Source organism: Metabacillus rhizosphaerae (assembly GCF_037201795.1).
Taxonomy (GTDB): Bacteria; Bacillota; Bacilli; order Bacillales; family Bacillaceae; genus Metabacillus; species Metabacillus rhizosphaerae.
This window is the reverse complement of the sequence record NZ_CP147403.1, coordinates 4,480,287-4,493,055: the sequence shown is the minus strand read 5'-3', so window position 1 is coordinate 4,493,055 and position 12,769 is coordinate 4,480,287. Positions and strand designations below refer to the sequence as shown.

At 34.5% G+C, this 12,769-nt stretch carries 13 protein-coding genes; 7 read left to right on the top strand and 6 right to left on the bottom strand.

Going from position 1 to position 12,769, the window contains the following annotated elements; translation table 11 throughout:
- Window positions 1-37 precede the first annotated feature (37 nt).
- Window positions 38-1,081 carry a M42 family metallopeptidase gene (locus WCV66_RS21780; protein ID WP_338786814.1) on the top strand — a complete coding sequence of 348 codons (1,044 nt, stop codon included), beginning with the start codon at window positions 38-40 and terminating at the stop codon, window positions 1,079-1,081.
- Window positions 1,082-1,125: 44 nt separating this feature from the next.
- Here WCV66_RS21780 and WCV66_RS21775 read toward each other — a convergent pair whose 3' ends face one another.
- From WCV66_RS21775 to WCV66_RS21760, 4 genes are all read right to left on the bottom strand, one after another.
- Complete coding sequence (locus tag WCV66_RS21775) at window positions 1,126-1,293, bottom strand: hypothetical protein (RefSeq protein WP_338786813.1); 168 nt, start codon at window positions 1,291-1,293, stop codon at window positions 1,126-1,128.
- Window positions 1,294-1,371: 78 nt separating this feature from the next.
- On the bottom strand, window positions 1,372-1,662 hold the full coding sequence (locus tag WCV66_RS21770) for a YxcD family protein (protein ID WP_066331214.1): 291 nt from the start codon (window positions 1,660-1,662) through the stop codon (window positions 1,372-1,374).
- Window positions 1,650-2,090, bottom strand: coding sequence for a hypothetical protein (locus tag WCV66_RS21765; protein ID WP_338786812.1), 441 nt, complete (start codon window positions 2,088-2,090; stop codon window positions 1,650-1,652). The genes WCV66_RS21770 and WCV66_RS21765 overlap by 13 nt, the downstream gene beginning before the upstream one ends.
- 202 nt (window positions 2,091-2,292) lie before the next feature.
- Window positions 2,293-2,814: a GNAT family N-acetyltransferase gene (locus WCV66_RS21760; RefSeq protein ID WP_066331209.1), complete on the bottom strand. Its 522-nt coding sequence runs from the start codon at window positions 2,812-2,814 to the stop codon at window positions 2,293-2,295.
- A 258-nt stretch (window positions 2,815-3,072) separates the two neighbouring features.
- Here WCV66_RS21760 and WCV66_RS21755 point away from each other — a divergent pair, with 258 nt between their 5' ends.
- From WCV66_RS21755 to WCV66_RS21735, 5 genes are all read left to right on the top strand, one after another.
- The gene (locus tag WCV66_RS21755; RefSeq protein ID WP_338786811.1) at window positions 3,073-3,537 is read left to right on the top strand and encodes a hypothetical protein; all 465 of its coding nucleotides are present in this window, start codon (window positions 3,073-3,075) and stop codon (window positions 3,535-3,537) included.
- 24 nt (window positions 3,538-3,561) lie between these two features.
- Window positions 3,562-3,891, top strand: coding sequence for a DUF3243 domain-containing protein (locus tag WCV66_RS21750; protein WP_066331201.1), 330 nt, complete (start codon window positions 3,562-3,564; stop codon window positions 3,889-3,891).
- A gap of 83 nt (window positions 3,892-3,974) precedes the next feature.
- The gene (locus WCV66_RS21745; protein WP_338786810.1) at window positions 3,975-5,408 is read left to right on the top strand and encodes a phospholipase D family protein; all 1,434 of its coding nucleotides are present in this window, start codon (window positions 3,975-3,977) and stop codon (window positions 5,406-5,408) included.
- A gap of 311 nt (window positions 5,409-5,719) precedes the next feature.
- Window positions 5,720-8,497: an EAL domain-containing protein gene (locus tag WCV66_RS21740; RefSeq protein WP_066331195.1), complete on the top strand. Its 2,778-nt coding sequence runs from the start codon at window positions 5,720-5,722 to the stop codon at window positions 8,495-8,497.
- 59 nt (window positions 8,498-8,556) lie between these two features.
- Complete coding sequence (locus WCV66_RS21735) at window positions 8,557-10,197, top strand: thiamine pyrophosphate-binding protein (protein WP_338786809.1); 1,641 nt, start codon at window positions 8,557-8,559, stop codon at window positions 10,195-10,197.
- A gap of 202 nt (window positions 10,198-10,399) precedes the next feature.
- Here the strand turns inward: WCV66_RS21735 and WCV66_RS21730 are convergent, their stop codons facing one another.
- Together WCV66_RS21730 and WCV66_RS21725 are read right to left on the bottom strand one after the other, a co-directional pair.
- Complete coding sequence (locus WCV66_RS21730) at window positions 10,400-11,014, bottom strand: class D sortase (protein WP_338786808.1); 615 nt, start codon at window positions 11,012-11,014, stop codon at window positions 10,400-10,402.
- Window positions 11,007-11,969: a processed acidic surface protein gene (locus tag WCV66_RS21725; RefSeq protein ID WP_338786807.1), complete on the bottom strand. Its 963-nt coding sequence runs from the start codon at window positions 11,967-11,969 to the stop codon at window positions 11,007-11,009. Before WCV66_RS21725 ends, WCV66_RS21730 begins: the two co-directional genes overlap by 8 nt.
- Before the next feature lie 352 nt (window positions 11,970-12,321).
- Between WCV66_RS21725 and WCV66_RS21720 the strand changes: the two genes are divergently transcribed.
- Complete coding sequence (locus WCV66_RS21720; protein ID WP_232329016.1) at window positions 12,322-12,711, top strand: YmaF family protein; 390 nt, start codon at window positions 12,322-12,324, stop codon at window positions 12,709-12,711.
- Window positions 12,712-12,769: the final 58 nt, after the last annotated feature.

Here is a 12,769-nt window from a genome sequence, read left to right as displayed (position 1 = left end):
TCAATATTGAATCACTCACTATGAAAGGAGTACAACTATGACAGCTAATAATGAGACAATCCAGCTAATCAAACAACTCGTGGAAACACCGAGTCCATCAGGTAATACGAATCAAGTTATTACATTCGTGGAGAACTATTTGAAAGATTTTCATGTTGAAATGAAGTGGAATAAAAAGGGGGGCTTAGTTGTAACGATTCCTGGTAGCAATAAAGAGCAGCATCGAATGCTTACTGCCCATGTTGATACATTAGGAGCAGTAGTCAAAGAAATAAAATCAAGCGGACGTTTAATGATTGATTTAATTGGTGGTTTTAACTACAACTCTATTGAAGGTGAATATTGTCAAATAGAGACAGTAAGTGGAAAAATTTATACAGGTACAATCCTTATGCATCAAACCTCAGTACATGTTTATAAGGAAGCAGGAAAATTAGAGCGGAATCAAAAAAATATTGAAGTAAGAATTGATGAAAAAGTACATAATGCAGAGGATACACGTCTACTAGGTATAGAGGTTGGCGATTTCATATCGTTCAATCCAAGAGTTGAAATCACAGAAAGTGGTTTTATTAAGTCACGTCATTTAGATGATAAGGCAAGTGTGGCATTATTGCTCCAGCTTATAAAGCGAATTTCAGATGAAAAAATCAACCTTCCATATACAACTCATTTTCTAATTTCAAACAATGAAGAAATTGGATATGGTGGGAACTCAAATATTCCAGCTGAAACAGTTGAGTATTTAGCTGTTGATATGGGTGCAATTGGTGATGGTCAAGCAACAGATGAATATACTGTTTCAATTTGTGCGAAGGATTCAAGTGGTCCTTATCATTATGGATTTAGGAAAAAATTAGTAGAGATCGCAAAGCAAAACAACATCGAATATAAAGTAGATATTTATCCATACTACGGTTCAGATGCATCTGCAGCCATTCGTGCAGGACATGATATTGTTCACGGATTAATCGGTCCTGGAATTGATGCCTCACACGCATTTGAGCGAACACATTTATCTTCATTAGAAAATACTGCAAGACTGCTGTATTATTATGTGCAGTCGGAAATGACATTTTAATGTTATAACGAAAAAAGGCTGGCTCAATTTTGGCCAGCCTCTAATTATGATCGGTTAATTAGCTTATATGTAAGTAATGTACCTCCAAGAAGGAGAGCGGATAGTAGTAAAACAAAACCAAGACCTATATCATCAGCAATTGTTAGTAAATAGATGATAAGGGCTATATCTGTAATAATTGATGCGATGAAAAGTACTTTAGGTGAGCGCATAATGTTCTCCTTTTTAAAATAATCATGACTATTTTTACTTGCTAAATAATAATAAAAACGAGGGTTAAGCCCCTCGTTTCATTCTACATAAGCGATTACACCTTCATCTTCATCAAGAACAAGCTCAAGAGCAGCTGAAAAAGGATCTATTTTCAATTCGGTTTCAAGCCAGAAGCGAATTGCCTCAATGATATTCGCTGTAATTAATATTTGTTTGCGGTTATTTACATAAGCTTCAGCTGAAAATCCATAATCATCATCATATAATAATTCGATATCTACATCATGAGGTGTAATTTGTCTTTTGTGCGCAATGTGTAGACATAAAGCATTAACGATATCTTGTTCAGAAACCTTTATTTTCCCCATACAGTGTCATCCTCAGATTTACGTTTCTTTTTGAATAAAGTAAATAATTTGCGAATAATAAAGATAACAGCAATGATAGCTAATACATTGATAAATAACCCAATGATTGATCCTAAAACGCCTAAAGAACTAAGTAATCCTCCTAGTAATAAACCAGCTAGTCCACCTAAAAATAATCCCTTCATAATTCCGCCCATTTTTGGTTTTGCTGTAGTGCTGTTTTTTGTCGTTGTAGACGACTTCTGCTGAGTGTCTTCTTTTTTAAACAGAGACGGGCTATTATTATTTGTATTAGAGTTAAAGGACTTTTTACCAGATTTATAACCTTTCGCACTAACTGTTGTCAATTGATCGCCAAGCATAAAGCCACCAATTGGTGTAAAAATAATTGTTAGAACAAGCATTGCAGAAAATAGTTTTTTGAACATTGTGTAATTTCCTCCTACAGTTTAATGTCATGCATAGAGTATGAATCTATCTCCATCCATGACAGATAGTAATACGTATTAGAAAAGAAAAAGTTCCATAATATTTTCTTTTCTTAATTGTAATTGATTAATGGAAATTACACAAAAAATAAATCGTTTTGAATCAGTTTAAGTTTTGAACTGATTCAAAATGATCTATTTACTATTCGTTACATACCCATTTTATTTCACCAGATTTGTCCTCATAATCAATTTCAACCTGGAAATCATGTTTTTCGTAGAAATGAATGAGGCGATCAACATGATCCCAATCTCTTTCAGCAATGTCACCGGTTATTTCAGGGATGTTTTGTTCGACTGCCAGATCTTTTAAATAATCCATACAAATGGAGCCGTAGCCTCTATTTGCTGGGCCCTTTATATCTCCTATATGGATGTTTTGTTCGTTAGCATATGTTGCCTGAATGGAGAAATCCCATTTTCCGTTATAGGAGGTTTCACAATCACATAACATGATTTTACACGATTGACTGTCCTCTGGTGTGTAAACAATAACGAGTTTATCCTCTTTTGCTTGGTCAACACCAAGTACCTTACTTCTTTTAGCAATTTCCTTTAGATTATCCTGCATGCGAAAGACCTGGAATTCTAAATCCTCTAACTCTTCCTTTAATTCCTCAGGGTCATTTGTACGAGTGTCTTCATCAAGCAATTTACTAAACATGTTGTACTCCTACTCCTTTTCTAATTCTTATCCATCTATTAATTATAGATTCTTGTATTCTTACACTAGATTCGTAAATGAAAGAAATGTTTTTACTACAAACAGTCTAATATTATAGAGGTTTTCTGAAGGTTTTTCAATAGATTAATTGATAAACTATTGTGCACTTTGAGGTTTCTTGCATTATCCCAATGGTTTACAATCTGTAAAATCGGGAAATAAAACGATAACAAAGTGATAAATAAAGGAGGAATATTCATGGGACAAGCAATAGTAAAGGAAAAACAACAGAATAATAAATTAATAAAAGGTATGATCATTGGTGGTGTGATAGGTGGTTTTCTCACTCTATTTGATCGAAATACAAGAAGTGCTGTAGCGACAAAGGCCGTTGATATAAAGGATTCTTCCAAAAATGTTATCATGCATGTGAAAGAGAATCCTGGTGAAGTAAAGGAGCAACTCCTAGAACAGGTAAATCAAGCAACAGATACTTTAAAACAAACAATTCAAGAAGCAAAGAATTTGGCTGAACGAATCAATCGTGATGTTATAAAGGAAGCAAAGGAAATCTCACATGAAGCAGTTTCTTTCGCAGAGGATACAAAAGAGGAATACTTAGACATCCAATCAAATGTGAAGGATACTAGCTCCAAACTAACAGAATCTACAAAAAAAACGCTGTCACAAGCTGAGCTAAATGCAAACTTATATTCTTATTAATTAGCATAAAAAGGAGGAATAAGCATGGATCTTCAAAATGAAGTAAAGCATTCAGCCCACATTAATAAGGTTGAAAGAGCGGTGAATGGTATAGGTCAAGAAAAAAAGGAAGTAATCCTAGCTAATTTTGAATCATTTAAAGAATTCCTAGGTAACAAGGTAGCACTGGGCAAAAAGATGGGATTAACTGAAGAACAGTTGGCACTAGCAACACAAAAAGTAGCGAATTTCTTAGCTGAACACGAATACCCACGAAACAGAGAGGAAAAGCTTCTTCAAGAGCTTTGGAGAGCAGGCTCTGATGACGAACGACATATGCTTTCACATATGTTAATTAAACTAGTGAGATATTGAGTACTCAAAAAAATATAAAAAAGATATAAGAACAGAGGCTGACTTTTAGATGTTAGCCTCTTTTCAATAGAGACGGAGGAAAAATGAAAGCTATATTAAAAAGAAAGAGTACTTGGATAATTCTCTTTTTTGTCATGTTATTATCAAGTGTAAGTCTCTACCATAGCAAAAAACCATTACCAGAGGGTATTTCATACGAAAGTCAAACATATATGGTCGATAATGTGAATTTTTTATATGATTTAAGCTATAAGGATACTCGAAATAATACGATTTATGAACAGGAAATTTTTCAGGAATTTTATCAATTGATTGAGGTAGCAGAGGAATTTATCGTACTGGATATGTTTCTTTTTAACGGATATGCAGATGGAGAGCGAAAATATCCAGCTATTAGTGAAACATTAACAACTAAGATCCTCGAGCAAATAAAAAAGAATCCGAATTTACAAGTGTATTTGCTTACAGACGAAATAAATACAACTTATAATTCACATAAATCAGGGCATATTGAATCATTAAAAGAGCATGGTGTACAGGTAATATTTACAGATTTAAATAAATTAAGAGATCCAAATCCAATATATTCAGGACTTTGGAGAGTAGCTTTCAAATGGTTTGGACAAGAAGGAGCTGGTTGGCTCCCTAATCCGATAGCAAAGTCAGCCCCAGAAGTTACGTTAAGATCATATTTGAAACTTTTGAATATAAAGGCAAATCATCGAAAGGTCATTGCCACTGAAGATGCAGCAATTATTTCGTCTGCAAATGCTCATGATGCTAGTGGTTATCATTCTAACATTGCTTTTAAGGTAAACGGCAATATAATTGGTGATGTGCTTAATACAGAACAAGCAGTAGCAAATTTTTCTGGTGGGGGCATACTTCCTCAATGGAATAAAGAAGATCATCGTAAAGGAAAGATTAGACTTCAGTTAGTAACAGAAGGGAAAATCGAAGAGAATATCATTGATGAGATCAAATCGACAGAAAAGGGTGATATAATTTGGCTAGCAATGTTCTATTTAGCTGACACAGATGTTTTAAAAGAATTAAAAAATGCTGCATCCAAACGAGATGTAAAAATCAAAATGATCCTTGATCCAAATCAAAATGCGTTTGGATCTGAAAAAATGGGCTTACCAAATTTACCTGTAGCTGCTGAGCTAACCCAATTAGCTGAAAAGAACATTGAAATTCGTTGGTATCATACTGGGGAAGAACAGTTCCATACTAAATTATTGTATATAGAAAAACAAAAGGAAGCAGTAGTTATTGGTGGATCTGCAAATTTTACTGAGAGAAATTTAAATAACTATAATCTTGAGACAGATGTAAAGATAACGGCCTCAGATCAAGAAGAAGTTATTCAAGAAATAGATTCCTATTTTCATCGTTTATGGAAAAATGAAAATGGAGAATATACAATCGATTATAAGCATTATCAAGATCAATTGCCTGTAGTTAAATATATTCTATATCTGATTCAGAAGCTTTTTCATTTCACAACCTATTAAATAAAAAAACTATTATTACTAGTGACTTTATACCTATGAGGTTTTTGGATTTTGGTCCTTAGGACCTTTTTTTTATGTCTTCGAATATAATATGCTTTATTTAAGAGAATTGTATGATATTGTCGTTTTTTTCATTAGTGTAAATATTAAATCAGTATTATGAAAATTATGGATTTTCCTTGACTTTAATTGTTCTTTTTGCAATGTTTTAATTGAGTCATATTTTTATGGTGCTGTTTACTAGATGTCTTTTAGGAAAATAGGACAAGTGATCTTTGCTTAAAAGTGATCGTTAATTTGGAGGGTACGGAATGATTGAAGAACACACGAGGTATTCACGTCTCGCACAGACTACGAAGCTGATTAATACGAAATTAGAGTTACGTGAAGTGTTAGAGCACGTTGTTACTGCCATATCTGATGAAATATTTCGATGTGATTCCGTAGGGATTTATTTACCACAGAATGATGGGACATACAGAGGTTATGTAGGAAAACCAGAATTTTTAAATAGTATGACCCTTGATATGTTAGTAATTAATCCTGAAACCGATTTGTTAGCTAAAGAGGTACTTGAAAAGAAAGAAAGTATTTACATACCAGACACCTCTAAGGATTCTAGGCCAGATCCTGGACCGATAAAGGCATTCAAAATGAATTCCTTATTATCTTTACCAATTAATTATGAAGATGAGGTATATGGCCTTGTTTTTTTATTTAATCATGGTGAACATATGAATTTAACAGAGGCTGAAATACAGGCAGTAGAAGCATATGTTAATATGGCAGCGGTTGCGATTCGAAACGCGAATCATTTATCGAGGAAAGAAAATCTAATCTTGGAAAAGCAATTACTATTAGATGTTACAAGAGAACTTTCTCTATGTTCAACCATGAATGAGGTTCTTGATAAATGCTTCTATTATGTTGGTAGAGTATTAAAAAATACAAACATTGGTGCACATTTGTTAGATCCAATAGCCGGAAATCTCTTTAAACCAGCAAGTTTGAGTAAGGAAAGTGACTGGACAGAAGAGGCGTGGAAGAAGACCCATAGCATAATAAAAATTGATCAAAGTACTGATCGTCTATTTCAAGAAGTAATCCATACAAAAAAAGCTTTATTCATTCCAGATGTATTTTCGGATCCTAGGCCAAATCATAAAGCCTGTCGTACGTTTGGAATAAAAGGAGTTCTAATGCTACCTATTGTAACAATGGGGGAGATTCTTGGATTATTAGCAATTGTGAATCTAGAAGGGAAGGATAGGCAATATCCACAAGCAGATATTCAACTTGCGCAATCGATCGTTGAAGCGACTGCATCAGTCCTTTCACATTTGATATATATGGAAAAACAGGAACTCATTATTAAGGAACGAACGATAGCGCTTATTGAAAAGAACCAAGAGCTAGAGGATGTAGTTGGCGAGCTACAAAGGTTAAGTCGAGAGAAGGAATTGATTCTTAATTCTGCTGGTGATGGAATTGTAGGTCTAGATATCAAAGGGAATATTACATTTTGCAATCCTGCAGCAGAAACCATTTTAGGATACATAGAAAAGGAATTAATCGGAAGATCGTATGAGTCATTCTTTTTAAAAGCATCGACGAGTAAAGATACTTCTTATTTAAAATGTTCCAAGAAAGTAACGATTTATACCGATGAAACCTTTATTCGGAAGGACGGTTCTAAATTTCCTGCTGAATTTGCCATCACATCTATTAAAGAAGAGCAAATGGTAATTGGCTATGTTGTCACATTTAAAGATATAACCCTTAGGAAACAGATGGAAGAAAAAATAAATTATCATGCTTATTATGATAGCTTAACTAACTTACCGAATCGTCTTTTATTACAGGATCGATTAAATCAAGGATTAAATTATGCTCAACTCCATAAAGAACAGCTTGCTGTATTATTCCTAGATTTAGATCGCTTTAAAACTATTAATGATACATTAGGTCATAGCTATGGAGACTTATTACTTCAAAAGGTTGCTGAGCGTTTAAGTCATTGTGCGTATAGGGGGTGTACTGTTTCTCGTCAAGGTGGAGATGAATTTACAATCATTTTACCGATTGTCCACTGTGAAAAAGAGGTAAAAGTCTTCTCAGAAAGCATAATAGCAGCATTTGAAGAACCTTTTGATTTAAAAGGAAATGAGATCTTTGTAAAAACAAGCATTGGAATCAGCTTGTATCCACAAGATGGTGTAGATGCAGAAGATTTAATAAAAAAGGCTGACACTGCTATGTATAAGTCAAAAGAGTTAGCTGGAAATGAATATCAATTTTATACATCAGCAATGGATAATCATACGCTCGAAAATGTGAAGTTAGAGAATTCATTATACAAGGCACTTGAATTCGATGAATTAAGGATATACTATCAGCCACAGTATGATAATAAGAATAAGCAAATCTTCGGTGTTGAGGCACTGCTTCGCTGGGAGCACCGAACAAAAGGAATGATTTCCCCTGGAGAATTTATTCCACTTGCAGAGGAAACTGGCTTGATTGTTCCGATTGGTGAATGGGTACTAAGAAATGCATGTAAGCAACTAAAAGAGTGGCAAATGAAAGGTTATCCTGAAATTACTGTATCTGTGAATGTTTCTGCCCAGCAGTTTAATAAACCGAATTTTGTAAGCATGGTAAAAGAAATCATCGAAGAAACCCAGTTATTACCTCGTTTTTTAGAACTTGAGCTAACAGAAAATCTAATTATTCAAAATACAGAGGAAACCTTACATAAAATGTCTAGATTAAAAGGTCTAGGGATTAAGATATCAATTGACGATTTTGGGACAGGCTACTCTTCTTTAGGTTATTTGAAGAATTTTCCGATCAATACCTTGAAAATAGACCGATCTTTTATCAAGGATGTTTGTCATGATCCTAAAAATGCTGCGATTACCAATACAATCATTACATTAGCTCATAATTTAAACCTACACGTTATTGCTGAAGGGGTAGAGTCATTAGAACAAATTGAATTCTTATCTTTAAATGATTGTTATCGTATACAGGGTTATTATTATTCCCGTCCTATTAAGCCTTATGATTTGGTTCAAACCTATTTTTAATTACATAATATATCATCATTTTGTTCTTTCATTCTACAACCAAACAGGAGGCGTTAAAGGTGAAAGCAATACGTGGAGTTCTTAATTATTTAAGTAATGGTGGAGTGAAATATGTCTTTGGAATACCTGCAGGCTCTGTAAATGCCTTTTTTGATGAACTATATGACATCCCAGAAATGACACCGATTGTTACAAAGCATGAAGGTGCGGCTTCTTATATGGCGGCAGCTTATGCAAAATACTCTGAGTCTTTAAGCGTTTGTATTGGTTGTAGTGGCCCCGGAGGAACAAACTTAGTCACAGGTGCTGCAAATGCAATGCGGGAGCATTTACCTTTATTATTTTTGACAGGTGCTGTTCCAGTTCATACAAATGGACTTAATGCATCACAGGAATTAAATGCGCAGCCGATATATGAGTCAGTGACAAAATATAGTGTAACAGTTAAGAATTCAAGTGAGCTTTTGCCTACGATTGTAAAGGCAGTTGAAATTGCTTTAACAGGAATACCTGGTCCGGTTCATGTAGCAGTTCCTATAGATGTACAGCTTGACTTAATAGATGATCCTGATATTCCAGCTTTTCCAAATGTGAAGGTTCAAGAGCCTGATTTAGAAATTATTAACAAAGTAGTAGAGAAAATTTCCGAGCATCAAGATGGAATTATTTTTGTCGGTCAAGGGGCGAGAGGTGCAGTAAACCAAGTCATTGAATTAGCCGAATTGTTGAATATGTCGATCCTAACTACTCCTCAAGCGAAGGGTTTAATTAGGGATGATCATCCATTATTTAAAGGAGTATTCGGCTTTGCAGGTCATGAGGAAGCGTCAATCTTAGTGAATGAAGGAAGCGGAGATACTCTTCTTGTTATTGGATCAAGTCTAGGGGAAACAGCAACTAATAACTGGAATCCTAATTTAACAAAAAATCGTCATGTTATTCAAGTAGATATTGATGAGTCAGTGTTTAATAGAAAGTACTATGTTGATCTACCTGTAGTTGGGGATACAAAACTGAGCCTACAAGCGCTCATAACTGAAGTGAAAAAAAGAATAACAGATAAGCATATTTATTCTTATAGAGAACAACCATTTGAAGATAATCAAGATATTAAAGAGTTCAATAGCCAGAATGTATTAGTCGCTTTGCAAAAGTTGTTACCAGACACGACACGATATACAATTGATATTGGTGAGTTTATGTCTTATGTGATCCATTATATGCATGTTAAAGCTCCACACACGTTTGATATTAATGTGCATTTTGGTGCTATGGGTACAGGCATTGGTTCTGCAATAGGAAGTAAGCTAGCTGAACCAGAAAGAGACGTAGTTTGTATAACAGGGGATGGCTGCTTTTTCATGCACGGAATGGAAATTTTGACGGCAAAGGAATACCAGCTTCCAATCGTATTTGTTGTTATGAACAATGCGCGTTTAGGAATGGTTTACCATGGTCATAACTTACAATATCAACGTTCACATTCCCGATTTGAACAGCAACCGGTTAGTATCTCTGCAATGGCAGATTCCTTAGGGGTTCGAAGTGCTCGTGTTCAGCGATTAGACGATATAACTCTTGAACTAATCCATTTTCTTCGATTAGAAAATGGACCGGTTGTTTTAGAGGTTGAATTAGTTGACCACAACACTCCACCGATGGGAGATCGTGTGAAATTTCTTTCTTCATTTGGGAAATAATTGATTAATCTTACCTAATAGAAAATGCTGACATGAATGTGATTTACCACACTCATGTCAGCATTTTTTATTTCAACAGTTAAGAAAGTATAAATTTTTTGGTGTCTAGCTACAGCGCCTAGCCCCTCTTGGGTCTAAGTCACAAATGAATTGAAGACAAAGAACGTCTTCTATTCATTTGCGTCTTATTGCCCGAGGCTGATCAAGGCGCTTGCGCTTTTCTTAATTCCATCTTTGGTTTCAAAAGGAGTTCAGCTTCAATGATATATCTCTGTGGTGCTGGACCTATAAAGGTAAAGGGATAGCAAGTTATTAAAGTTAATGTGTGTCTTGGTTTAGGTACAATGACAGTACTATCATCCTTTTCAACAATTCGAATTTTTTTAATCTTATACATGTAATATGTATTAGACCTCTCGACAATAAGCTTATCACCTACTACCAATTGTTCGAGATACCGAAAAAAGGTATCTCGATGACCTGCAAGAACAGAGTTGCTTGCTTCCCCAGGTAAAGCCGTACCTCTAATGTGACCAATTCCCTTTTTTAAAATCGTCTCACTATCTCCATGAAAGATCGGAAAGCTTTGCTTTAGCTTAGGGATCGATAGAGAACCTAGTTTTTCACCATTCTGAGGTGTAGAAGTAACGACAGGTAGCAAGTGTGCACTATTTTTTTGTTTTGTAATGACTATTTGTTCATCTATGTTTTCATCTGTATCTAGGCCAACCCAAGTCCAGTATGCATGATAACTAAATACACTTAAACCAATTAAAATTAGAACAATGGAAAGGGTAGGTAAAGTACGCTTAATCATTTAGTTCCTGTTGTAGTCTCTTTGAATAAAGATAGCCAATTAAGCCAAATCCAACTATTACCAAACCTACTATCATATTTACCCATAATGATGAAGCGGTATCTGGTAAACGATTATGGAATAAAGAAGTGAGTTCGCCTGCTAAATCACCAACCTGTGCAAATTCTATACCAGATTGAATAAGGAATTCCGAACTAAGCATTTCCTCTGATAGCTGCATATCTAATAGTAATTCACCGTATGTGCTATAAAACTGGATCAATAACTCATTCCCATATAATTCTTCCATTCCCATTAATTCCTTAAAGGATGCAGCTGTCTCTACCCCATTTTTATCGACTAAAAAAAAGCGAGGTTCAAGCTGTAAAATAGTCATCATATCTTTTAACACAGCGACCAGTTCATCTTGTTGTACTACTGTAAGCTCAGTTGTGTTTTCGAGCATAAGAAAAGGATTTAATCTAGTAATAATGTCTTCCATTTGTTGTTCAAGTAATGTCTCGTCAAGTTCCATAAAGTGAGTAAACAAGGAATCTACTTCTGCATCTGTTAAGCCAATTAAAGCCATGAATTCCTCTAGTTCTGCCATCTCTTCGTCATGGCCTAAATAAAAAATAAGAGCAATATCGAGGTCTTCAATAAATAAATAATCTTCTACGGATTCATCAAACTCTGCTAATAAAATATCTAGCTCAGACCTTGTAATTTCATGTTGAATTAATAAATCTGCTAAATTTTCATCAGTTATAGGTGTTCCGAGCATGCTTTTTAGATCTTCAATTGTTTCAAAGTCATCAATAGATAGCTCGTAATAATCAAGATATTCAGTTAGATCATGATTAGTCCATCCTAATTCTGATAGTATTTGATCTACTTGATCTTGTGGCAGTGCTGCAAAAGCTGTTTGTTGGACAATAAATATGAATAAAAAGCTTAAGATTAATCCTTTTTTCATGCTTCACGTTCCTCCGAATTGTTGGTTTATGCTGGTATTATTTGTGATTTTTTTTTTATTATTCTACTGGTAATAGAAAATAATAGTATGAAATAGGAGGAGGAAAGTAAGTTTAGCGGAAGATAATTAATAAATAAGTAAGTTACTAATGAGTCTAAAAAAGAAAAAAGACATGTTTGGTTTTATTTTGAGACATAAGGAAAAGTGTTAGAATAGTTTGATGAAAAATAGAGTTATATTGTATTTGACATAGATACTTATGTCATTGACATGAAAGATAGGGATGTAAGACAACTTTCCAATTACTTTCATCTCACATAAAAAGATTTAAAAGGTTATTTGGGGGATGTTTATGAGTTTTATAATTGGCGCAAAAAAGCCTCACCATGCCCATCGCTTTTTTGCAAAAACAACTGATACCAAAGCCCATTATCATACAATTGAAGGCTATACAAGATCAGTAAATGGTAATAGCTTTGATCGACATATTCATATGTATCGTGGGGTTACCTCCTTTGAAAACAAGCATTATCATCGTTTTTATGGGAAAACAGGTCCTGCGATCCCTTTAGCAGATGGTAGTCATTATCATGAATTTGAAATGAGAACGTACTATAATTACGATGAACCACTTGAGGTAAAATTCGGCGGAGTAAAATATGGTGATCCGAATCGGCCTAAGCACGATCATTGGTTTAAAGGGAAAACACTGGATATTGTCGGAGAAGATCCTTATTTTTAACCTCATTAGGTTAGATGATTTTCTATATTATTTGCCTCAGGTCACAGAAATTTCACAA

Coding starts and splice junctions, on each gene's coding strand:
- WCV66_RS21780 (WP_338786814.1), top strand. CDS start 38: ATGACAGCTAATAATGAGACAATCCAGCTAATCAAACAACTCGTGGAA.
- WCV66_RS21775 (WP_338786813.1), bottom strand. CDS start 1,293: ATGCGCTCACCTAAAGTACTTTTCATCGCATCAATTATTACAGATATA.
- WCV66_RS21770 (WP_066331214.1), bottom strand. CDS start 1,662: ATGGGGAAAATAAAGGTTTCTGAACAAGATATCGTTAATGCTTTATGT.
- WCV66_RS21765 (WP_338786812.1), bottom strand. CDS start 2,090: ATGTTCAAAAAACTATTTTCTGCAATGCTTGTTCTAACAATTATTTTT.
- WCV66_RS21760 (WP_066331209.1), bottom strand. CDS start 2,814: ATGTTTAGTAAATTGCTTGATGAAGACACTCGTACAAATGACCCTGAG.
- WCV66_RS21755 (WP_338786811.1), top strand. CDS start 3,073: ATGGGACAAGCAATAGTAAAGGAAAAACAACAGAATAATAAATTAATA.
- WCV66_RS21750 (WP_066331201.1), top strand. CDS start 3,562: ATGGATCTTCAAAATGAAGTAAAGCATTCAGCCCACATTAATAAGGTT.
- WCV66_RS21745 (WP_338786810.1), top strand. CDS start 3,975: ATGAAAGCTATATTAAAAAGAAAGAGTACTTGGATAATTCTCTTTTTT.
- WCV66_RS21740 (WP_066331195.1), top strand. CDS start 5,720: ATGATTGAAGAACACACGAGGTATTCACGTCTCGCACAGACTACGAAG.
- WCV66_RS21730 (WP_338786808.1), bottom strand. CDS start 11,014: ATGATTAAGCGTACTTTACCTACCCTTTCCATTGTTCTAATTTTAATT.
- WCV66_RS21725 (WP_338786807.1), bottom strand. CDS start 11,969: ATGAAAAAAGGATTAATCTTAAGCTTTTTATTCATATTTATTGTCCAA.
- WCV66_RS21720 (WP_232329016.1), top strand. CDS start 12,322: ATGAGTTTTATAATTGGCGCAAAAAAGCCTCACCATGCCCATCGCTTT.